Here is a 20,534-nt window from a genome sequence, read left to right on the forward strand (position 1 = left end):
TCTTGCCTGTCGGATCGAAGAAAACGGGCGCGGATTCGCCAGGAAGAGCAGAGGTTAGGTGCTTCAAGAAGGCCCCCAGAGCTAGCAGTAAGTACTGCCAGCAGTGGACGCCAGGAGGCGTTATTGCTGCGTTATCGCTGCGTTATCGCCCGGGCGGGAGGCACCTTCGACGACGGCGGCGGCGCACTCGTTCAGCTTGGTGTTCGAGGTCTGGCTCATCCGGCTGAGCAAGTCGAAGGCTTCGTCCGCCGAGATGCCGTGACGGCCCATCAGGACGCCCTTGGCCTGTTCGATCACCGCCCGGCGGGCCGCGGACCGGGCCACGGCTTCCTGGGCCACCTCGGTGGCCTGCGCCCGGACCGACGGCGTCAATTCGACGACATAGCCCTCGACCCGGCGGCCGGCCTCACCCGGGGCGGCCCGCCCCACGGTGAGCACGTAACGGACCGAGCCCTCGGCGTCGACCATCCGGTGGAAGAAGCTGAACGGCTCCGTTGAGCCGCGGGCCGCCCGGATGGCGTCGCTGCTGGACGCACGATCCTCGGGGTGCTTATGCGCCTGGAGGACGCCGAGTGTGGGAACGACCTCGCCCGGCTGGAAACCATGGATCCGAAACACTTCGTCGGACCAGACCAGCCTGTCCTGCTCCGGGTGGAATTCGAAAGATCCCACCGCACAGGCGTGGTAGTGGCGGTCGCCATCTGGCAGGTTTCGGGCAGGACTCATGCCGCCTCCTTGAACTCGAAGGCCGCTGGCCCACCTCAGGACCGCCGGAAGGCCCAGACTAGCACTTGCACTACTGGCGACCGGGACGGGCGCGGGTGATAGCGTTCTGCCCACAGGAGGCTGGGGCCTGCACTAAACGCCCGCCAACGGCGCTGCCGCGGCGGGCTCCGATCTGCGAGCCGAGAGGGGAGCCTGCTGTGAATGGCCCCTTGAATCTGAAGACCTCCGCCGCGGCGGCCGTTGACCTCGTGACACCTGCGCCCCCGCGCCCCCGCCCGACCGTTGCCGGAGCCGCGCAGCTGGTGCGGGCTGCCGGCCGCGACCGTTACCTTGACCTGCTGCGGGCGATCGCCCTCGTCAGGGTGGTGGCGTACCACACCTTCGCCAGTGCCGGCTGGCTGAGCATTGCGTTCCCGTCGATGGGCGTGATGTTCGCGTTGGCGGGGTCGCTGATGGCGCGCTCACTGGAGCGGCCCACCCTGGGGGTGCTCAAGAGCCGGAGCCGTCGTCTGCTGCTGCCGCTCTGGGTATACAGCGGCACGGTCCTTTTCCTGCTGGCGTGGGAGGGATGGACGCCGAGCATGGATCCTGGCGCCACCCCGTTGAACACGCTGCTGTGGTTCCTGCCGATCGGAGACGTACCGTTCCCGAGTCCGATGGGCTCGGATGCCGGCCTGGTGGACTCCACTTGGGCGCAGCAGGCCCAGGAAATCCTCTGGTACATCCGGGCGTACTTCTGGTTCATGCTGCTCTCGCCACTGCTGCTCAAGGCCTTCCGCCGGGCACCGTTGCCCACAATGCTGGCGCCGCTGGCCCTGCTCGGCGTCATAACCACCGGCATCCTCCCGCTGCCGGACTGGTCAGTTGACACGGTGACGGACTTTGCCACCTTCGGTGCCTGCTGGATGCTCGGTTTCGCCCATTACCTTGGACAGCTGCGCCGGCTTCCGCTTGTTGCCGTCGCCGCGGCCGGGGCCATTGCGATGGTCCTCGGGTTCGTGTGGGCCGCGAACAACCTTCCCCCCGAGGGCTGGGACTTCAACAACATCCCCTTGGCACAGGCACTTTGGTCCCTCGGGTTCGCCGCGATCCTGATGCGCATCTCGCCGTCCTGGTCCGCCTTCCCTCAGCCGCTGCGGTTCCTCAACAAGCCCGTCACCTTGATCAACAACCGGGCGATGACGATCTACCTCTGGCACAACCTGCTGCTGGTGATCACCGTCGTGCTCATCAACAGGCTCTACAACGACGAATTCATCGCGGCGCACTTTGCCGGGGTCCTGGACAGCGAGTGGTTCCAGTTCATTACCGTCTGGGTGATGCTGGCGCTGCTGTTCCCCACGATCGGCTGGGTGGAGGACGTGGCAGCGAAACGTCCGGCGCAGCTCTGGCCGACCGGTTCCGGCAAGCCCCCGGCCAAGCGACCCGCAGCAGAGCCGGCACCCGCCGCTGTGCCGGCCGCCGCCGCTGTGGCCGCCGCCGCTGCCCCGAAGCCTCGGACCGTCGCGCCGGCAGCCCCTAGGCGCCAGGCGCTGGCAGGAAACGCCTACCACTGTGTACTCAACGACGGGGTGCCCGGTTCAGGGCTCTGGACCGACTCGCACGAGGGCCGCGAAAGCGTGCACGTCCTCAAAGGGCGCCTGCGCCTGGTCCTGGGCTCGCAGGACCGGATACTGGAGGCGGGCGAATCTGCGGAGTTCGATGCACGCGAGCTGCACTGGTTCGGGCAGGCGGACAAGGACCCGGTGGAGTTCATCGGCCTGTTCGACGGCGAGGGCGCCGCCACGCATGCCACGCCCGCCGTGCGGCTGAAGTAGGCCTCCTGGCGCCGATGCGCCCGGCGCGAACACAGGAGACAGGCCCGACCGCCTCCTGTACCGTTGAAGTATCTGCCGGACGGTTCAGCGTCCGGGTCCGCGGCTGGGAAGTCGAACCTATCCCCGAGGGCCGCATGAACTCCATTGCACCTATGTCGACACGTGCCGGACGGCAGGCACAAGCGTCGAGCAGCTATTCCATTCTTCTCCGTACCGTGCGCGACGCCGGCCTGCTGCGCCGCCGGCGCGGTTTCTACATCTCGGTTTTCGCCGCCCTCGCGGCAGGTCTCGGCGGAGCCGTCACTGGCTTTGTCCTGCTCGGCGACAGCTGGTTCCAGCTGCTGATTGCTGCCGCCCTCGGCATCATTTTCACCCAGCTGGCTTTCCTGGCCCATGAGGCTTCGCACCGCCAAGTCTTCGAATCCGGCAAGGCAAACGACCGCGCGGGGCGCCTGCTGGCGAACCTGGCCGCCGGTATCAGCTACCAGTGGTGGATGACGAAGCACAGCCGGCACCACGCCAACCCCAATACCGTCGGCAAGGACCCCGACATCGAGCAGGACACCGTTTCCTTCCTGCCGGAGCAGGCCGCGGGGCGCAGGGGCATCATGGCCTGGTTCACCCGCCGGCAGGGATATCTCTTCTTCCCCTTGCTGCTGCTCGAAGGCGTGAACCTGCACATCACTTCGCTGCGCCACCTGTTCACCAGCCCCTCGGTCAAGGGACGCGCACTGGAAATCACCAGCGTGCTCACCCGGCTGGGGCTGTACATCGGCGCCGTGTTCTTCTTCCTGCCCCCGGGGATGGCAGCGGCGTTCCTCGGCGTTCAGCTCGCCGTGTTCGGCGTCTACATGGGCGCCTCCTTTGCGCCGAACCACAAGGGCATGCCTCTGATCCCGAAGGACAGCAAGGTCGACTTCCTGAGCCGGCAGGTGCTGACCAGCCGCAACATCACCGGCGGCAAGCTCATTGATTCGCTGATGGGCGGCCTCAACTACCAGGTGGAGCACCACCTGTTCCCGAACATGCCGCGGCCCAACCTGGCCAAGGCCAGCAGCATCGTGCGGGAGTACTGCGCCGCCCACCGCATCCCGTACACCGAAACCACGCTTCCGAAGTCCTACGGCATCGTGGTGCGCTACCTGAACCGTGTGGGCCTGGCCGCGCGCGACCCGTTCGACTGCCCGATGGCCGCAACCCTGGGCCGCTGACGCCTCTGAGCCGTACGGCCGGCCGCCCCCCCAAAAAAACGGGCCCCAAAAAACGCCCCGCACGCGGCACGAAAAAGCCCCCGGAATCTCACGGATTCCGGGGGCTTTCTTTGGTAGCGGTGGGGAGGCTCGATCTCCCGACCTCACGATTATGAGTCGTGCGCTCTAACCAACTGAGCTACACCGCCATAAATGAGGAAAACCTGCGTCAAGCCGGTCAAACCGCCTTGACGCAGGCCCTCATTCAGAGCCCCCCACCGGAATCGATCCGGTGACCTCGTTCTTACCAAGAACGCGCTCTACCACTGAGCTAGGGGGGCAACGGAGAAAAACTCTACCAGCACTTTGGCGAGTTGCGAAATCGGCCCGGCCACCCTCCGACCGACCCCGCGGATGGCCCCTCAGCGGGCTTAAACAGCACCGGCCGGACCCGTAGGTCCGGCCGGTGCTTGAAGCGCTTGCAGGGGGCCTGCAGCCGCTTAGGTCAGCGGTTTACCACTTGCCCTTGCGGTTGAAGTCGCGGTGGCCGCTGTCCTTGCCGGCGCGCGGCTTGCGGGCGCCGTCGCCGTGGCCCGCGTAGCGGGCCTCACGCTCGCCGCCGCGCGGGGCGCGGTCGCCGTCGAACTTCTTCTTGAAGCCGCCCTGGCCGCGGTCGTTGCGTCCCTTGTAGCCGCCCTCGGAGCGGGGGGCGCGGCCCTTGTCCAGCTCGAGGTGGATCAGCTCGCCGCCGATGCGGGTGCGGCTCAAAGAGCGCAGCTGGTCCTGGCTCAGGTCCGCTGGCAGCTCCACCAGGGTGTGGTCCGAGCGGATGTCGATGCCGCCGATCTGGGCGGAGCTGAGGCCACCCTCGTTGGCGAGGGCGCCCACGATTGACCCGGGCATCACGCGCTGGCGGCGGCCGACCGCGATGCGGTAGGTGGCGTTGCCTTCGGTGAGGGGCCGGGACGGGCCGCGGGAGCCGAAGCCGTCCTTGGACCGCTCGCGCTTCTGGAACTCGGGAGCCGGCGGCAGGTCCTGGACCAGCAGCGGGCGGCCGCCCTGGGCCATGACGGCGAGCGCGGCCGCAATCTCGGCGGCGGGCACGTCGTGCTCCACCTCGTAGGAGGCGATCAGGTCGCGGAAGACCGACACGTCCTCTGAGGCGAGGGTTTCGGTGATCTTCTCCGCGAACTTGCCCATCCGCAGGTTGTTGATGGTCTCCGCAGACGGCAGGTGCATCTGCTCGACCGGCTGGCGGGTCGCCTTTTCGATAGCCCGCAGCAGGTACCGTTCCCGCGGGGTCATGAACAGGATCGCGTCCCCGGAGCGGCCCGCGCGGCCGGTGCGGCCGATGCGGTGCACGTAGGACTCGGTGTCGTGCGGGATGTCGTAGTTGATCACGTGCGAGATCCGCTCGACGTCCAGGCCGCGGGCGGCGACGTCGGTGGCCACAAGGATGTCGATCTTGCCCTCGCGCAGCGCCTCGACGGTGCGTTCGCGCTGCTGCTGCGGGATGTCGCCGTTGATGGCGGCAGCCTGGAAGCCGCGGGACTTGAGCTTGTCGGCGAGCTCCTCGGTGGCCATCTTGGTGCGCACGAAGGCGATGACGCCGTCGAACTCCTCGGCCTCGAGCACGCGGGTCAGCGCATCGAGCTTGTGCGGGCCCATCACCTGCAGGTACCGCTGGCGGGTGTTGGCGCCGGTGGTCGTCTTGGACTTGACGGTGATTTCCGCCGGGTTGTTCAGGTACTGCTTGGAAAGCCGGCGGATCTGGCTGGGCATCGTGGCCGAGAACAGCGCCACCTGGCGCCCCTCGGGGGTCTGCTGGAAGATCTGCTCCACGTCGTCGGCGAAGCCCATGCGCAGCATTTCGTCGGCCTCGTCAAGCACCAGGTACTGCAGCTCGGACAGGTCCAGGGACCCCTTCGAGATGTGGTCGATCACGCGGCCGGGCGTTCCGACAACGATCTGGGCGCCGCGGCGAAGGCCGGACAGCTGGGGTCCGTAGGCGGAGCCGCCGTAGACCGGGAGGACCGTGAAGTCCTCCATGTGCTTGGCGTAGGAGGTGAAAGCCTCGGCCACCTGCAGCGCCAGCTCGCGGGTCGGGGCCAGTACCAGGGCCTGCGTCTTGCGGGACGGGCCGTTGAGGTCGTGCAGCTCGGCCAGGCGGGAAAGCGCCGGGACGGCGAAGGCAGCGGTCTTGCCGGTGCCGGTCTGCGCCAGGCCGACGACGTCGCGGCCCTCGAGCAGTGCCGGGATGGTCGCAGCCTGGATCGGGGACGGCTTCTCGTAGCCGACGTCGGCCAGTGCTGCGAGCACGCGGCCGTCGATGCCGAGATCGGCGAACCGCAGCTCTTCCGTCTCCTCGACAGCGGCTTCGGTGTTCTCTGCGGTCTCGGCGGAAAGGGTGTCAAAAGACATAAGGGGAAATTCCTCATTCATTCGGGAACGGGCGGCAGCCAGCCGCATGACGTGGAAATCCAGCGCTGTTCCAATCCCATGGCAGGACTTCTCGCCATAACTTCAGGGCCGCTCTCTCAGCGGTCACGCATGGCGTTTTCTTTTAGCCGGCGCTCCCTATGAATCTGCCCCGCGGCGTCCTGCAGGACGCATCGCGCGGGCCCCAACACACCAATCAGGCCTGACCTTGCAGGCATGAAAAAGGGAATTCCGGAATGGGGGATGTATCCAGTCTACGGCATCGGCCCGGCTTCGGAGCGGGCGGAGGCCCGGGACGGGCGTGAGCTTGCGCACTCGCGCCCGGAGCCGCGCCTCAGCGGCTGCGTCCCAGGGCCTTGGCGATCGAGATGTGCATGTCGGAGGCCAGAGTGAGCTCCCCGGCCTGTTCCGCAGCGAGCAGCCGGTGTCCCCGGCCGGCGTCACCGTTGCTGAACCAGTCCCCTACCGTGACGCCGTGGCCCGGCCGGGACAGAACCTCAATGCCGTCACCGGCCGCAATCTCACCGGTGCGCACCACCCGCAGGTAGGTTCCGATCAGGCCGGCTTCGGTAAAACGGCGCACCCACCGCTGCTCGCGCATGCGGCGCTGGAAGGTGGAACACGGCACCCGAGGCGAGGTGACCTCGACGACCACGGACGGCCCGATCCGCCAGCGTTCGCCGATGACCGCCGTCGTCGTGCCGACGCCGGCCGTGCGCAGGTTCTCGCCGAAGAGGCCCGGCGGAATCGCGCGGCCCAGCTCCAGGGCCCAGACGTCGGCGTCCTCCCGCGAGTAGGCGTACAGCGCCTGGTCCTCCCCGCCGTGGTGCTCCCGGTTCGCCTGCACGTCCGAGCGCAGGCCGAGCCTGCGGACCTTCACCTTGCCGTCCACCGGCCGCTTGTCGATCGCGGTCACACCGACGCTGCCGCTGTCCGGCAAGAGCTGGTGGACTCGGCACACGGCAAGCAGGGAACCATCAGTCATGGCACCCATGCTAGGGCCCGGCTACGGCTCGAACCGGTACCCCATACCGGCCTCGGTCAGCAGATGGCGGGGCGAGGCGGGGTCCGGCTCCAGTTTTCGCCGGAGCTGGGCCATGTAGACGCGCAGGTACTGGGTCTCTTTCGCGTAGGCCGGCCCCCACACCGTGAGCAGGAGCTGCTGCTGGCTCACCAGCTTGCCGGGGTTGCGCACCAGCAGCTCCAGGATGCTCCACTCCGTCGGCGTCAGGCGGACGTCACCCCCGCCGCGCCGGACCCGTTTGGCCGCCAGGTCGACGGTGAACTCGGGGGTGCTGACCGTCGGCGGCTCGGCGGCCGTGGTCGATCTCCGGGCCGCCGCCCGCAGCCGGGCGAGCAGTTCGTCGAGCCCGAATGGCTTGGTGACGTAGTCGTCAGCCCCGGCGTCGAGGGCCTGCACCTTCTCGTCGGAGGCGTGCCGGGCGGACAGCACAATGATGGGCACGCTGGTCCAGCCCCGCAGCCCCCGGATCACCTCCACGCCGTCCATGTCCGGCAGCCCCAAATCGAGGATCACGGCATCGGGCGGCTGGCTCACCGCCAGCTGCAGGGCCGCTGCACCGGTGCCCGCGGTCAGGGCGGTGTAACCGCGTGCCTGCAGGTTGATCTGCAGGGCGCGCGCGATCTGCGCTTCGTCGTCGACGATCAGCACGGTCCTCACTCGTTTTCCTTCCGCTGCGGTTCCGGCTCGGCCAGCGGCAGACGGACCACGACCGTGAGGCCGCCGCCCGGAGTGGGCCGGGCCAGCAGGGTGCCGCCCATGGCCTCGGTGAAGCCCTTCGCAACGGCGAGCCCGAGACCGGTGCCCGCCCCGGGCCGGCCGTCGGCCCTTCCATCGTCCAGCCGGTGGAAGGGCTGGACGATGGACGCCAGCTCCTCGTCCGGGACGCCCGGCCCGTGGTCGATGACGAGCAGCTCGGCCGCCGCCGGGCGCCCCGTCCCGGCGTCTGCCTCACGGGCCGATACGGTGATGCCCGCGGCCTGCCCGGCGTACTTGACCGCATTCTCCGCCACGTTCGCCACGACACGTTCGAGCATGCCCGGGTCGGCCCGCACCGGCGCGGCGCCCGCTACGTCGATGCTGATGCCGGCCGGAAGCCCCCGGAGGGCCTGCGGCAGGACCTCCGGCCAGCGGACCGGGACCAGCAGTGGGCTGACGACGTCGCTGTTGAGCCGCGACAGGTCCAGCAGGTTCGCGACCAAGGCGTCCAGACGGTCCGAGTAGTCCTCGATGGTGGCCAGCAGTTCGCGCTCCTCCTCCGGAGGGAACCTCACGCCCGGCTGGCGGAGGCTGGCCACTGCCAGCTTGATGCCCGCCAGCGGCGTCCGCAGGTCGTGCGAGACGGCGCGCAGGATGGCGGTGCGCATTTTGTTGCCTTCGCTCAGCCGGACGTTGTCCTCGCGGCTGCGGCGAAGCTGCAGGCGCTGGCGGACGGCGAGCAGGTGCGCTCCGAAGGCAGCCAGCAGCCGCCGGTCGCTCGCCGCCAGCGGCCGGCCGGAGAGTGCGAGCACCGTGGAGTCATCGATCCGTTCCGAGGTGTCCGCCTCCTGCCAGGTGCCCGGCAGATCCGCGCCGGTGCCCGCTTCCAGCCGCCAGGTCCCCGCGGACCGGTGACCGGGTGCGTGATCCTCCCCGGTTTCGTCGGCGGCATTGCCCCGCACGAACAGGGCCGCACCGGTGACTTGGAAGTTTTCGCGCACATGGTCAAGGAAGCCTTCAACTGTGTCGTCCTGGGCGAGCGCGCCTCGGGCGAGCTCGCTCAGGGTGGCCGCTTCCGCGCCGGCCGCCGCCGCTTCCTTGGCCCGCCGCGCAGCGAACCCCACCACCAGGGCCACGGCAACCGCCACGGCGCCAAAGACTGCCAGCTCGAAGATCCGTTCCGGATCCGCGATGTTGAACGTCCCCACCGGGTCGGAAAAGTAGTAGTTCAGTAGGAGGCTGCCGAGCAGCGCAGCGAGCAGAGCGGGCCAGAACCCGCCCACGAGCGCCACCACCACCGCGGCGAGCAAATAACTGAGGATGCCCGCCGCGAAGCTGCGCTGGCCGGCGGAGAGCAGCAGGACACTCGCCAACCCGGGAAGGAGGACGGCCAGGCCCAGGCCAACGAGCACCCGGCGCGCGCCCAGGCCCCACGGGGCGGCGCGCGGGCGGCGCCGCGCAGGTCCGGCTCCAACGAGGTGGACGTCCAGGTCGCCGCCGTCACGCGCCACCTCCCAGGCCACCGGCGCCTCGGCGAGGAGGCCGCCGAACAAGCGCTTGCGCCCGGCACCCACCACCAGGTCCGTCGCCCCCGCGCTGCGCGCGAAGTCCAGCAGGGCCTGCGCGGCCCGGTCCCCGCCCACCGCATGGTAGGAACCGCCCAGATCCACAACGAGCTGGCGCTGGGACTCCAGCTCCCGCGGCGACTCATCCGCGGGATGATCGGTGAACCGCACATGCACCGCCAGCAGGTGTCCCCCGCCGCCGCGCTCCAGGATCCGGGCGCCGCGCCTGAGCAGCTGTTCCCCTTCCGGACCGCCGCTGAGGCCCACCACGACCTGCTCGCTCATGAGGCAATTGTTGCACCGCGCCTGAGCAGCGGCGGCCGGAGTAAGTTGGATCGCGCGACAACCCGACAAGCGAAAGGCACCACCCGTGACGCTGGCGATCACCAATGCCCACGTAGTACCCGTCGATGGCACCCCGTTCGACGGCACAGTCCTGGTCGAAGACGGCAAAATCAGCGCCCTCGGGCCCAAGGTCCGCATCCCCCGCGGCGCCGACGTCGTCGACGCCGCCGGCCAGTGGCTGCTGCCGGGCTTCATCGACGCCCACACCCACCTGGGCGTGCATGAGGAAGCCGAGGGCTGGGCCGGGGACGACACCAACGAGATGACCGACCCGGTGACGGCGGCGGTCCGGGCCCTCGACGGCATCAACCCGCACGAGATCGGCTTCGACGACGCGCTGGCCGGAGGTGTCACCACCGTGAACGTGAACCCCGGCTCCGGCAACCCGGTCGGCGGCCTCGCCGTCGCCCTGCACACCCACGGCCGTTACGTCGACGAAATGGTGCTGCGCTCCCCCAGCGGCCTCAAAGCCGCCCTGGGCGAGAACCCCAAGCGCGTGTACGGCGACAAGAAGGCCACGCCGTCGACGCGGCTGGGCACGGCCATGGTGATCCGGAAGGCCTTCCAGGAGGCCCGGGACTACATGGAGAAAAAGGACAAGAACGGCACAGACCTGAAGCTCGAGGCTCTGGCGATGGTGCTGCGCCGCGAGATCCCGTGGCGCCAGCACGCCCACCGGGCGGACGACATCGCCACGGCCATGCGCATCGCCGAGGAGTTCGGCTATGAACTCGTCATCGACCACGGCACCGAAGCGCACCTGCTGGCCGACGTGCTGGCGGCCAAGCAGATCCCGGTCCTGATCGGCCCGCTGTTCACCTCGCGGTCCAAGGTGGAGCTGCGGAACCGGTCGCTGGCCAACCCCGGCAAGCTCGCCGACGCCGGAGTGGAGATCTCGATCATCACCGACCACCCGGTGGTGCCGATCCACTTCCTCGTCCACCAGGCCACCCTGGCTGTCAAGGAGGGCCTGGACCGCGACACCGCGCTGCGCGCCATCACGCTGAACCCGGCGAAGGTCCTGGGCCTCTCCGACCGGGTCGGCTCGCTCGCCGCCGGGAAGGACGCGGACCTGGTGCTCTGGTCCGGCGATCCGCTCGACGTCATGCAGCGCGCCCTGCGGGTTTGGATCGGCGGCCGGCAGGTCTTCCGCTACGACGAGGCCTCCCGCACGGCGGTCGTCGCCGAGCGCTGAGCAGGATCTGAATAAGCACTGAGCAGGATCTCAATAAGCACTGAGCAGGCACCGGGCAGTCTCCGGGCGGCGGGCGGCCCCCGCCGCCCGGAGGCAGGCAGGCTAAAATTGGACCGACACCCGCCTGCAGCGCCCCATCTGGCCGCCGTGCCGGAGCGCGCCGCCGGCGGCCCGGCAGGCCCAGTGAGAGAAGGATCTTCCGTTTTGAGCCAGCCTGCCCCCAGCCCGTCACGCGCCCGGCGCCCCCTGATCAGCCCGGCCATCACCGACCGGGCGTTCTCGCCAGCCGGGGTGCTCATTGCCTGCCTGGCGGTCAACCTCTTCTTCGTCGTCTACTTCCTCACCTTCGCTTTCCACGGCGAAGCGTTCAGCGACACGGGAATCTACCGCCAGTGGGCCGCGGCCGGGTTCGACGAGTCCCGGCTGCAGGGACTGCCGACCCCCTGGGTGTACCCCATTCTGGCCCTCGTGCCGATCGCCATCGCCGGCGCCTTCGGCCCCGGGCCGTTCCTGGGGATCTGGGTGCTGATGATCGCGGCGCTGAACTGCCTGGCGGTCGGTTTCCTGACCAACTGGGGCCGCAGCCGCGATGGCGCCCGTGCCGCCTGGTGGTGGCTGCTGTTCGTGCTGATCATGGGCACGCTCGGCTTCACCCGCGTGGACGGGTTCACGGCGCCCGTCGTGCTGATCGCCCTTGTCTTCGGCGTCGGACGGCCGGCCCTGGCTTCCGCCATCCTCAGCGTCGCCACCTGGATGAAGATCTGGCCGGCCGCCGTGCTGCTGGCCCTTTTCACCGCGGTGCGCAGCCGGGTGCGGGTGGTCCTGGCGGCCGTCGCGGTGACCGCCGGCGTCGGGATTGCCGCGCTGGCGCTCGGCGTCGCCCCGCGGCTGCTGAACTTCCTGACCGCGCAAGGCGACCGGGGCATGCAGCTCGAGGCGACGTTCACCACCCCGTGGCTGTGGCTGTCCGTGCTGCATGTCGACGGTGCGCGCATGTACATGAACACCGAGATCAACTCGATGCAGGTGGACGGTCCCGGAACCGCTGTCGCATCGTTCCTGATGCAGCCGCTGTTCGTCCTCGCCGCGCTGACAGTCGTCGGCCTGCTGTTCTGGGCCCTGCACCGCGGCAAGCAGCGCGGCGTTGACCGCAGCGAGCTGCTGCTCGTCGGGGCCCTGACCATGGTGACCGCGTTCGTCGTCTTCAACAAAGTCGGCTCGCCCCAGTTCATGGTCTGGCTGGCGCCGGCCGTCGCGGTCGGCCTGGCCCACTCGTGGCGGCAGTGGAAGGTTCCCGCGGCGCTGCTGATCGCCATCGCGGCGGCCACTTACGTGGTCTACCCGCTCTACTACGACGCCTTGAGCCACAACGATCCGGGCATGGCGCTGGTGCTGACCATCCGCAACGCCCTGCTGGTGGTGCTGTTCGTTTGGTCCGTGCGCCGCCTGTACCTGCTCGGCCGCGGCGCGGGAACCGCCCCGGAACCGACCGCCGGGGACACGGCTGCATCGGGAAGCTACCGGCCGGCGCCGGGCAACTGACTCTTCTTCCGCCACCGGGCGGGGACCGCCCACGCCGGGGCGGCCCCGGCCCGGCTGAAGGTGGCCACGAGCCGCCGGGTCTTCGGGTCCAGGAACAGCAGGTAGAACAGGAAAGCCAGGGCCACCAGCATCGCCACGGTGGGGGCCCCGATCTGCAGGTCCACGAAGAACAGCACCGACAGCTGGTCCTGTGCACCCATGACCACGAAGTACACGACGACGACGTAGACCGCCTTGGTCTGCCAGTCGTCGCGGATGCCGGTCACGGCCAGCAGCGGGATCAGCCACAGCACGTACCACGGCTGGATGACCGGGGAGAGCAGCACGACGGCGGAGAAGGCCAGGGCCATCCGGCGCACCAGCCGCGCGTCGTCGCCCTTGAACATCAGCCAGATCACCAGGCCGATCGCCACGAGCCGCCCGAAGCTGCGCAGCAGCTTGGCTGCCGCCCACCCGTCGAGGCCCACTGCGTCCACCAGGGACTGCACCACCATGCCGAGGAAGCCGGTGGGCGCGTAGGTCATCCAGCCTTCGCCGGTGTTGCTGATCACGCCGATCCAGTCGAAGCCGAAGCCGTTGACCAGGCCGGTCACCCACAGCAGGCCGCCGGCCAGCAGCAGCGTCTTGGCCCAGGCCAGGAACTTCCGCGGCCAGGAGGCGTTGATGCCGGCCCAGAGCAGGCCGATGAAGGGCAGCAGCACGACCGTGATGGGCTTGATGCCGATGGAGGCGGTCACCAGGACCACACCCAGGACGGGCCGTTTGGTCGCGGCATAGTAGGTGCCGGCCAGCGCGAGCCCGACCATCAGCGCGTCATTGTGGGCGCTGGCCACGAAGCTGATCAGGAACAGCGGATTGGCCACCGAAAGCCACAGCGCCCGCGCGGGGTCGATGCCGTGCAGGGCCGCCAGCTTCGGCACGTAGTAGGCACACAGGGCCACCCCGGCGACAGCGAGCAAGCGGAACAGGAACACGGAGGTTTCCGGCGAAGCACCGGTGACTGACACGACCAGCTGCTCCAGCCAGAGGAAATAGGGCCCGTACGGGGTCGCGTTCTGCGCCCACGCCTGGTCGGCGCCGAGCGAGTACCAGTTGGACAGCGACGAGATCCCGGTGGTGTAGGGATTCATCCCCTCCACCATGAGCCTGCCCTGGCCGATGTAGGCGTAGACGTCCCGGCTGAAGATCGGGACGGCGGCCAGCAACGGAGCCGTCCAGGCGGCCACCGCCCACAGCACCGGCCGCCGCGCGGGCGCGCCCCAGCCCGCCAGCCGCTGGCCCAGCCGCAGCCAGGAGCGGATCAGCAGCATCGCCCCCAGCGTGAGCAGCGCGGTGCTGGCGATCACGCCGTTGGCGTCGGTGCGCATCATGATCATCAGCGGGTTGCGCAGCAGCGCCGAGCCGTTGGCGAGCCAGCCCACCCCGAGGGAGCCGATGAAGATCATCAGCGAACCCACCAGGCCCTGCACGACGGCGACACCCGGCCGGTCGGGACCGGGCCGGGAAGGCTTCACCGGGCGGTCGCCCGCGGCCGGGGAGCCCGGTTCACGAACCGCTTCATCGACGTTGCCGGCAGGGGCCGCCGAAACCGGCAGACCAGTATCGCCAACGGTCATCGATGTTCCTCTTACGCTCTTTGGGGGACCCTCGATTGCCGGGCGTCATTGACTCGAAGCAAAGCCGGCATCCGGGTTGTCTCGTCCGTGAATTCTAGCACCGGCCCTTCACCGCCCGGCTTCCGGGTGCCGCCCCGGCTGGCGCCGTTCACGGCTCGCTGAGTGCCGCCTCCGGCACGCCACGGGGCGTCCCGCGGCGGATCAGCGCGCTGATCACGGCCGCCACGGTGCACAGCGCGGCGGCGCCGAACCAGGCGAGGGTGTACTGGCCGGTGGCGTCCCGCACGTAGCCCGCTGCGAAGGCTGCTGCGGCCGCCCCGAGCTGGTGGGCCGCGAAAACCCAGCCGAAAACGACGCTGCCGTCCGCCCCGAAAGCCTCCCGGCAGATCGCCGCCGTCGGCGGGACCGTGGCGACCCAATCCAGGCCGTAGATGACCACGAACACCAGCATGCTCGGCTGGACGCTTGAGGACAGCAGCACAGGCAGCACCAGCAGGCCAAGCCCGCGGAACTGGTAGTACACGGCCAGCAGGATCCTGGGGTTGTACCGGTCCGTCAGCCAGCCGGAGGCGATGGTGCCGGCGATGTCGAAGATCCCGACGACGGCGAGCAGCCCGGCGGCCGTCGTCTCCGGCATCCCGTGGTCGTGCGCCGAGGGGATGAAGTGGGTGCCAATCAGCCCGTTCGTGGTGGCCCCGCAGATGGCGAAGCCTGCGACGAGGGCCCAGAACGTCCGCACCCGGCTCGCCCGGCGCAGGGCCCCGAGCGCGCGTCGGGCAGCGTTGGCCCCGCGCTGCGGCACGGGGGCCGGCTCACCAGCCCCGGCCGCTTCGGGACCGGCACCGTACGGCAGCACCCCCGCCTCCGCCGGCGAATTCTTCAGCCAGCGCAGCACCAGCGGGACGACGGCGACAGCCGCACCCGCGACCAGCCAGGACGCGGACCGCCAGCCGGAATTCTGCACCAGCTGGGCCAGGATCGGCAGGAACACGAGCTGGCCGGCGGCACTGCCGGAGGTGAGGATGCCGACGACGAGCCCGCGCCGGCGGTGGAACCACGTATTGGCGATGGTCGCGGCGAAAACCAGTGCCATCGACCCGGTGCCGAGGCCGATCAGCACACCCCAGGTGAGCACGATCTGCCAGGGCTCAACGACGAACACGCTCAGCGCACTGCCGGCCCCGATGACCACCAGAGCCGTGGCGGTGACCGCCCGGATACCGAAACGCTCCATCAGGGCAGCGGCGAAGGGTGCCGTCAGCCCGAACAGGACCAGGTTGATGCTGACCGCCAGCGAGAGCACGCTCCGGGACCAGCCGAATTCGTCCTGCAGAGGGATCATGAACACGCTCGGGCCGGCGCGGAACCCGGCGGCGCCGACCAGGGCCAGGAAGGCCACTGCGGCGACCACCCAGGCGGGGTGCAGGCGCCGGGTGGTTGCAGGCGGGCGTGAAGGCATGCGGAAAGCCTAATCGACGCGGTTCAGGAAGGGCAGCGGACGTTCAGGGGACGTCAGAGGCCCTGCAGGGCCTGATCCAGGTCCTCGAGCAGATCAGCTTCGTCCTCGATGCCGACCGAGAGCCGGACCAGGTTTTCCGGCACCGCGAGCTCCGTGCCCTTGACCGACGCGTGGGTCATCTCGGACGGATAGTTCATCAGGGACTCAATGCCGCCCAGCGACTCGGCCAGCGTGAACACCCGCGTGGACTCAGCCAGTTTCCTGGCTGCCGCCTCGCCGCCCTTGAGCTGGACCGAGACCATGCCGCCGAAGTCCTTCATCTGCCGGGCCGCCAGTTCGTGGCCGGGGTGGTCCGCCAGGCCGGGGTAGAGCACGCGCTCGACCGCGGCCTGTTCCGACAGCCAGGCCGCGACGGCCTTCGCATTCGAGCTGTGGCGGTCCATCCGCACGCCGAGGGTCTTCAAACCGCGCGTCGTCAGCCAGGCGTCGAGCGGCCCGGACACGGCTCCGACGGCGAACTGGACGAAGCCGATCTTCTCGGCCAGGCCGGCGTCCTTGACGACGACGGCGCCGCCGATCACATCGGAGTGGCCGCCGATGTACTTGGTGGTCGAGTGCACCACGATGTCCGCGCCCAGATCCAACGGGTTCTGCAGGTAGGGGGTCGCGAACGTGTTGTCCACGACCAGCAGGGCGCCGGCGGCACGGGCAGTGTCCGCGAGCGCGGCGATGTCGGTGATCTTCATCATCGGGTTCGACGGCGTTTCCACCCAGACGAAGCGCGTGCGCCCGTTGCCGGCGGCCACGGCCGCTTCAACCGATGCGGCGTCCGCCATGTCCGCGGTCGCATGGCTGATGCCCCAGGGCCCGAGCACGCGGTTGATCAGCCGGTAGGTGCCGCCGTACACGTCGTTGCCGAGCACGATGTGGTCCCCGGGCTGCAGCAGGGCACGGATGAGCGAGTCCTCGGCAGCCAGGCCGGAGGAGAACGAGAACGCGGCTGTGCCGTTCTCCAGGGCGGCAAGCTGCTCCTGCAGGGCGTCCCGGGTCGGGTTGCCGCCGCGGCCGTACTCGTAGCCGCCGCGCAGGCCCCCGATGCCGTCCTGGGCGAAGGTCGAGGTCAGGTACACCGGCGGGACGACGGCCCCGGTCGTCGGGTCGAATGCCTGCCCGGCGTGAATGGCACGGGTGTTGAAGCCTTCAGTCATGGGAACTCCTTGGTGCGTCGCGGCGTCTTTAGTTGCTCAGGTAGAGCAACAGGTCATGGCGGGTGAGCATTCCGACGGGCGCTCCCACGAAGGTGACCATGAGCGCGTCGACGTCCTGCAGCTTCTTCCGGGCCGCCGAGATGGGCTCGAGGGAGCCGATGATCGGCAGCGGCGGCTGCATGTGGTCGGTGATTTTGTCGGTGAGCTTCGCTTCGCCGCGGAACAGCTTGGCCGTGAGCGAGCGCTCGTCCACCGATCCGAGCACCTCCCCCATCACCACAGGCGGTTCGTTGGAGAGCACGGGGATCTGCGAGACGCCGTATTCGTCCATCAGGGCGATCACATCCCGCACCGTTTCGTTGGGGTGGATGTGGACCAGCGCGGGCAGTTCGCCGGTCTTGGCGCGCAGCAGCTCACCGACGGCCGGCTCGTCCCCGCTCTGCAGGAAGCCGTAGGACTGCATCCACTGGTCGTTGAAGATTTTGGCCATGTAGCCGCGGCCGGAGTCCGGCAGGAGGACGACGACGACGGCGTCCGCCGGCAGGTCCTTGGCGGCACGCAGGGCGGCGACGACGGCCATCCCGGAGGAGCCGCCGACCAGCAGGCCCTCCTCGCGGGCGAGCCGGCGGGTCATTGCGAAGCTGTCGGCGTCGGAGACCGCAAGGATTTCATGCGGGACTGCGGGGTCGTAGGAGCCGGGCCAGATGTCCTCGCCGACTCCCTCCACGAGATAGGGCCGTCCCGTTCCGCCGGAATACACCGAGCCTTCGGGGTCGGCTCCGATGACGCGAACCTCGCCGCCCTCGTCCGCAGGGCGGTCCCTGGAGACCTCGCGCAGGTAGCGGCCGGTGCCGCTGATCGTCCCGCCGGTGCCGACGCCGGCCACGAAATGGGTGACCTTGCCCTCGGTGTCGCGCCAGATTTCCGGGCCCGTGGTCTCGTAGTGGCTCAGCGGCCCGTTCGGGTTGGAAAACTGGTCCGGCTTGTACGCCCCGGGGATTTCCTTCACCAGCCGGTCGGACACCCCGTAGTAGGACTGCGGACTGTCGGCCTCGACCGCCGTCGGCGTGACCACGACCTCGGCGCCGTAGGCGCGCAGCACCGCACGTTTGTCTTCGCCCACCTTGTCCGGGACCGCGAAGACGCACTTGTAGCCGCGCTGCTGCGCCACGAGCGCAAGCCCCACCCCGGTGTTGCCGGAGGTGGGTTCGACCACCGTTCCGCCGGGCTTGAGCTTGCCCTCCCGTTCAGCGGCGTCGATCATCTTGACGGCGATGCGGTCCTTGGCGGAACCGCCGGGGTTGAAGTATTCGACTTTGGCCAGGACCGTGGCGGCGATGCCCTCGGTCACCTGGTTGAGCTTGACCAGGGGCGTGTTGCCGATCAGGTCCAGGACGGAATTCGCATACTTCATGGGTACCACGGTAGTTCCTGCCCGCACGCGGGACCAACGGCCTGCGCGCTACGGGACGGTCCCCGGGGCGGCTGCGCATGACGCCTCCGGCTTCCTGCCATGATGGGAGGCGTGAGCCCAGCGGATGCCGTGAAGAACCTGCGCGGCGCCGCGCTGCCCCTGCTCCTGCTGCTGGCGGGCATTGTGTCCCTGCTGGCGGGCTGGCTGCCGTGGGGGGATTTCCTGGAACTGGCGGACCGGACGGTGCCGATCCTGGCCTTCGTGGTCGCGATGACGATCGTGACCGAACTGGCCGACGACGCCGGGCTGTTCCGGGCCGTCACCGACCGGCTGGCCCGTTTCGGCCGGGGCAAGGTCTGGCTGCTCTGGCTGCTGGTGGTGGCGCTCTCGGCGGTGGCCACCATCTTCCTGTCCCTGGACACCACGGCCGTGCTGGTGACGCCGGTCGTCGTCCTGCTGGCCCTGCACGCGAAGATTCCGCCGCTCCCGTTCGCGTTGACCACTGTCTGGCTCGCGAACACGGCTTCCATGCTGCTGCCGGTCTCCAACCTGACGAACCTGCTGGCCCAGCACGCCCTGAACCTGAGCCCGGCACGCTTCGCCGGGCTGGTGTGGGCGGCCGCGGCCGTGGGCGTGCTGGTTCCGGCGGCGGTCCTGTGGCTCGCGTTCCGCCGGCAGCTGCGCGGGACCTTCACGCCCCGCCCGGCACGGCCGGCAAAGGACAAGGTGCTGCTCGGCGTCGCCTCCGCAACGGTGCTGCTGCTGCTGCCTGCCCTCGTCTCCGGTGTCCCGGTGGCGATCCCTTCCGGCATCGCCGCCGCCCTGCTGGTGCTCGTCTACCTGTTCCGCAGCCCGCGCACGCTGCGCTGGTCGATGGCCCCGTGGCGCCCGCTCATTCTGACCATCGGCTTGTTCATGGTCGTGCAGACCCTGCACGCGCACGGCTTGGCCCGGCTCCTCGGCCGCGTCGCCGGCAGCGGTGAGGGGTACCTGAACCTGCTGCAGCTTGGCGGTCTGGGCGCGTTGGCTGCCAACGGCGCCAACAACCTCCCCGCCTACCTGGCACTCGAGCCGGTGGCCCACTCCCCCGTCCGGCTGGCGGCCCTGCTGATCGGCGTCAACCTCGGTCCGCTTGTCACGCCGTGGGCCTCGCTCGCCACGCTGCTTTGGCACGAGCGCCTGCAGGCGCTGGGCGTGCGCGTGTCGTGGTGGGGGTACGCGGCGGCCGGTCTAGTCGCCGTCGTCCTCGTGCTGCCGCTGGCTACGCTGGCACTTTGGCTCACCGCCGGCGCGCGCTGAGTCCGCCGCCGTCGGCGGCCCGTGAAAAGATGGGAACATGACCGCCACCGCTTTCCCCGAGGCCGATTCCGCCCTCACCGGAGAGTTCGAAGGCGACTACGACCTGCACGGCACTGTGGGCGTCCTGCGCCGCGGCTCCGCGGATCCCGCCGTCCGGGTAACACCGGAAGGCTGCTGGTTCGCGTTCACGACCGCCGCGGGGACAGCCACCCTGCTGCTGAGCGAAAACGGCAGCATCATCCGGGCGCGGGCCTGGGGCCCCGGCGCGGCCGCAGCCCTGGACACTGTGCCGGGCCTCATCGGCCAGGACGACGACTGGTCCGGGTTCGACGATGCCGGGTTCCATGCCACCCTCCCCCGCATGGTCACCGAGGCACGGCGCCGCCACCGGTCGGTCCGGCTGCCCGCCACCGGACGGATGTTCGACGCCGTCGTGCCGGCCGTGCTGGAACAAAAGGTGACCAACATCGAGGCGCGCCGCGGCTGGCGCTACCTCGTGGCCAAGTACGGCAGTCCCGCCCCGGGACCGGCCCCCGCCGGCCTCCGCGCCATTCCCACCCCCGCGCAGTGGCTGCGCATCCCCTCCTGGGAGTGGCACCGGGCCGGAGTCGGCCCGCAGCGCTCCGACACCGTGATGCGCGCGGCGCGGCTGGCGTCCGGGCTGGAACGGCTGGCGCAGGCGCCGTGCGCGGAAGCAGCGGCGAAGCTGCAGACGGTTCCGGGCATCGGCATCTGGACGGCGGCCGAAGTCACCCAGCGCACCCATGCGGACCCGGATTCGGTCTCGGTCGGGGACTACCACCTGGCCGCCTACGTGGGCTGGGCCCTGATCGGCAAGCCGGTGGACGACGACGGGATGCTCGAACTGCTGGAGCCCTGGCGCGGGCACCGGCAACGGGTGGTGCGGATGATCATGCTCAGCGGCTTCCGCAAGCCCTCCTTCGGGCCGCGGATGACGATCCAGGACCACCGCCGGCACTGACGCCGCGTCACGGAACC

Annotated in this window: 15 protein-coding genes and 2 tRNA genes; 6 read left to right on the plus strand and 11 right to left on the minus strand. The window is 69.6% G+C overall.

The window, feature by feature from the left end; genetic code table 11:
* Positions 1–120: 120 nt before the first annotated feature.
* A complete protein-coding gene (locus KIH31_RS00925; RefSeq protein WP_214425192.1) occupies positions 121–726 on the minus strand; it encodes a PAS and ANTAR domain-containing protein in 606 nt (201 codons plus the stop codon).
* Between the two features lie 209 nt (positions 727–935).
* Here KIH31_RS00925 and KIH31_RS00930 point away from each other — a divergent pair, with 209 nt between their 5' ends.
* Positions 936–2,543 (plus strand): acyltransferase family protein, encoded by a 1,608-nt coding sequence (locus tag KIH31_RS00930; protein WP_250545327.1) that lies wholly within the window; start codon positions 936–938, stop codon positions 2,541–2,543.
* 152 nt (positions 2,544–2,695) lie between these two features.
* The gene (locus KIH31_RS00935; protein WP_250545328.1) at positions 2,696–3,754 is read left to right on the plus strand and encodes an acyl-CoA desaturase; all 1,059 of its coding nucleotides are present in this window, start codon (positions 2,696–2,698) and stop codon (positions 3,752–3,754) included.
* A 111-nt stretch (positions 3,755–3,865) separates the two neighbouring features.
* Here the strand turns inward: KIH31_RS00935 and KIH31_RS00940 are convergent.
* The 6 genes from KIH31_RS00940 to KIH31_RS00965 all read right to left on the minus strand — a co-directional run bounded on the left by KIH31_RS00940 (position 3,866) and on the right by KIH31_RS00965 (position 9,742).
* Positions 3,866–3,942 (minus strand) — tRNA-Met (locus KIH31_RS00940).
* A 60-nt stretch (positions 3,943–4,002) separates the two neighbouring features.
* Positions 4,003–4,074 (minus strand) — tRNA-Thr (locus KIH31_RS00945).
* A gap of 172 nt (positions 4,075–4,246) precedes the next feature.
* Positions 4,247–6,154 (minus strand): DEAD/DEAH box helicase, encoded by a 1,908-nt coding sequence (locus KIH31_RS00950; protein ID WP_250545329.1) that lies wholly within the window; start codon positions 6,152–6,154, stop codon positions 4,247–4,249.
* A 352-nt stretch (positions 6,155–6,506) separates the two neighbouring features.
* On the minus strand, positions 6,507–7,157 hold the full coding sequence (locus KIH31_RS00955) for an MOSC domain-containing protein (RefSeq protein ID WP_214425195.1): 651 nt from the start codon (positions 7,155–7,157) through the stop codon (positions 6,507–6,509).
* Positions 7,158–7,178: 21 nt separating this feature from the next.
* On the minus strand, positions 7,179–7,853 hold the full coding sequence (locus KIH31_RS00960; RefSeq protein WP_214425196.1) for a response regulator: 675 nt from the start codon (positions 7,851–7,853) through the stop codon (positions 7,179–7,181).
* Positions 7,850–9,742: an ATP-binding protein gene (locus KIH31_RS00965; protein WP_214425197.1), complete on the minus strand. Its 1,893-nt coding sequence runs from the start codon at positions 9,740–9,742 to the stop codon at positions 7,850–7,852. Before KIH31_RS00965 ends, KIH31_RS00960 begins: the two co-directional genes overlap by 4 nt.
* Positions 9,743–9,827: 85 nt before the next feature.
* Here KIH31_RS00965 and KIH31_RS00970 point away from each other — a divergent pair, with 85 nt between their 5' ends.
* Together KIH31_RS00970 and KIH31_RS00975 are read left to right on the plus strand one after the other, a co-directional pair.
* Complete coding sequence (locus KIH31_RS00970) at positions 9,828–10,997, plus strand: amidohydrolase (RefSeq protein ID WP_214425198.1); 1,170 nt, start codon at positions 9,828–9,830, stop codon at positions 10,995–10,997.
* Between the two features lie 204 nt (positions 10,998–11,201).
* The gene (locus tag KIH31_RS00975) at positions 11,202–12,539 is read left to right on the plus strand and encodes a glycosyltransferase 87 family protein (RefSeq protein WP_214425199.1); all 1,338 of its coding nucleotides are present in this window, start codon (positions 11,202–11,204) and stop codon (positions 12,537–12,539) included.
* On the opposite strand, the gene mptB is transcribed toward KIH31_RS00975, so the two are convergent.
* The 4 genes from mptB to KIH31_RS00995 all read right to left on the minus strand — a co-directional run bounded on the left by mptB (position 12,515) and on the right by KIH31_RS00995 (position 18,236).
* Positions 12,515–14,155 carry a polyprenol phosphomannose-dependent alpha 1,6 mannosyltransferase MptB gene (gene mptB, locus KIH31_RS00980; RefSeq protein WP_214425200.1) on the minus strand — a complete coding sequence of 547 codons (1,641 nt, stop codon included), beginning with the start codon at positions 14,153–14,155 and terminating at the stop codon, positions 12,515–12,517. The two genes, KIH31_RS00975 and mptB, sit on opposite strands and share 25 nt — an antisense overlap.
* Before the next feature lie 148 nt (positions 14,156–14,303).
* Positions 14,304–15,614, minus strand: a complete 1,311-nt coding sequence (locus tag KIH31_RS00985) for an MFS transporter (RefSeq protein ID WP_214425201.1) — start codon at positions 15,612–15,614, stop codon at positions 14,304–14,306.
* A gap of 53 nt (positions 15,615–15,667) precedes the next feature.
* Positions 15,668–16,822 carry a cystathionine gamma-synthase gene (locus KIH31_RS00990; RefSeq protein ID WP_214425202.1) on the minus strand — a complete coding sequence of 385 codons (1,155 nt, stop codon included), beginning with the start codon at positions 16,820–16,822 and terminating at the stop codon, positions 15,668–15,670.
* Between the two features lie 28 nt (positions 16,823–16,850).
* Positions 16,851–18,236, minus strand: a complete 1,386-nt coding sequence (locus KIH31_RS00995; RefSeq protein WP_214425203.1) for a cystathionine beta-synthase — start codon at positions 18,234–18,236, stop codon at positions 16,851–16,853.
* A gap of 111 nt (positions 18,237–18,347) precedes the next feature.
* On the opposite strand from KIH31_RS00995, the gene KIH31_RS01000 reads away from it, so the two are divergent.
* Together KIH31_RS01000 and KIH31_RS01005 are read left to right on the plus strand one after the other, a co-directional pair.
* A complete protein-coding gene (locus KIH31_RS01000) occupies positions 18,348–19,535 on the plus strand; it encodes an SLC13 family permease (protein ID WP_307857493.1) in 1,188 nt (395 codons plus the stop codon).
* Positions 19,536–19,572: 37 nt separating this feature from the next.
* Entirely contained in the window at positions 19,573–20,517 is a 945-nt protein-coding gene (locus tag KIH31_RS01005) for a DNA-3-methyladenine glycosylase (protein ID WP_214425204.1), read from the plus strand.
* Positions 20,518–20,534 lie beyond the last annotated feature (17 nt).

The organism is Paenarthrobacter sp. DKR-5 (assembly GCF_018531425.1).
Taxonomy (GTDB): Bacteria; Actinomycetota; Actinomycetes; order Actinomycetales; family Micrococcaceae; genus DKR-5.

What these genes read in the sequence shown, in the direction of transcription:
- KIH31_RS00985 (WP_214425201.1), bottom strand. Translation starts at nt 15,614, where the DNA reads ATGCCTTCACGCCCGCCTGCAACCACCCGGCGCCTGCACCCCGCCTGG.
- KIH31_RS00990 (WP_214425202.1), bottom strand. Translation starts at nt 16,822, where the DNA reads ATGACTGAAGGCTTCAACACCCGTGCCATTCACGCCGGGCAGGCATTC.
- KIH31_RS00950 (WP_250545329.1), bottom strand. Translation starts at nt 6,154, where the DNA reads ATGTCTTTTGACACCCTTTCCGCCGAGACCGCAGAGAACACCGAAGCC.
- KIH31_RS00925 (WP_214425192.1), bottom strand. Translation starts at nt 726, where the DNA reads ATGAGTCCTGCCCGAAACCTGCCAGATGGCGACCGCCACTACCACGCC.
- KIH31_RS01005 (WP_214425204.1), top strand. Translation starts at nt 19,573, where the DNA reads ATGACCGCCACCGCTTTCCCCGAGGCCGATTCCGCCCTCACCGGAGAG.
- KIH31_RS00965 (WP_214425197.1), bottom strand. Translation starts at nt 9,742, where the DNA reads ATGAGCGAGCAGGTCGTGGTGGGCCTCAGCGGCGGTCCGGAAGGGGAA.
- KIH31_RS00935 (WP_250545328.1), top strand. Translation starts at nt 2,696, where the DNA reads ATGTCGACACGTGCCGGACGGCAGGCACAAGCGTCGAGCAGCTATTCC.
- mptB (WP_214425200.1), bottom strand. Translation starts at nt 14,155, where the DNA reads ATGACCGTTGGCGATACTGGTCTGCCGGTTTCGGCGGCCCCTGCCGGC.
- KIH31_RS00955 (WP_214425195.1), bottom strand. Translation starts at nt 7,157, where the DNA reads ATGACTGATGGTTCCCTGCTTGCCGTGTGCCGAGTCCACCAGCTCTTG.
- KIH31_RS00995 (WP_214425203.1), bottom strand. Translation starts at nt 18,236, where the DNA reads ATGAAGTATGCGAATTCCGTCCTGGACCTGATCGGCAACACGCCCCTG.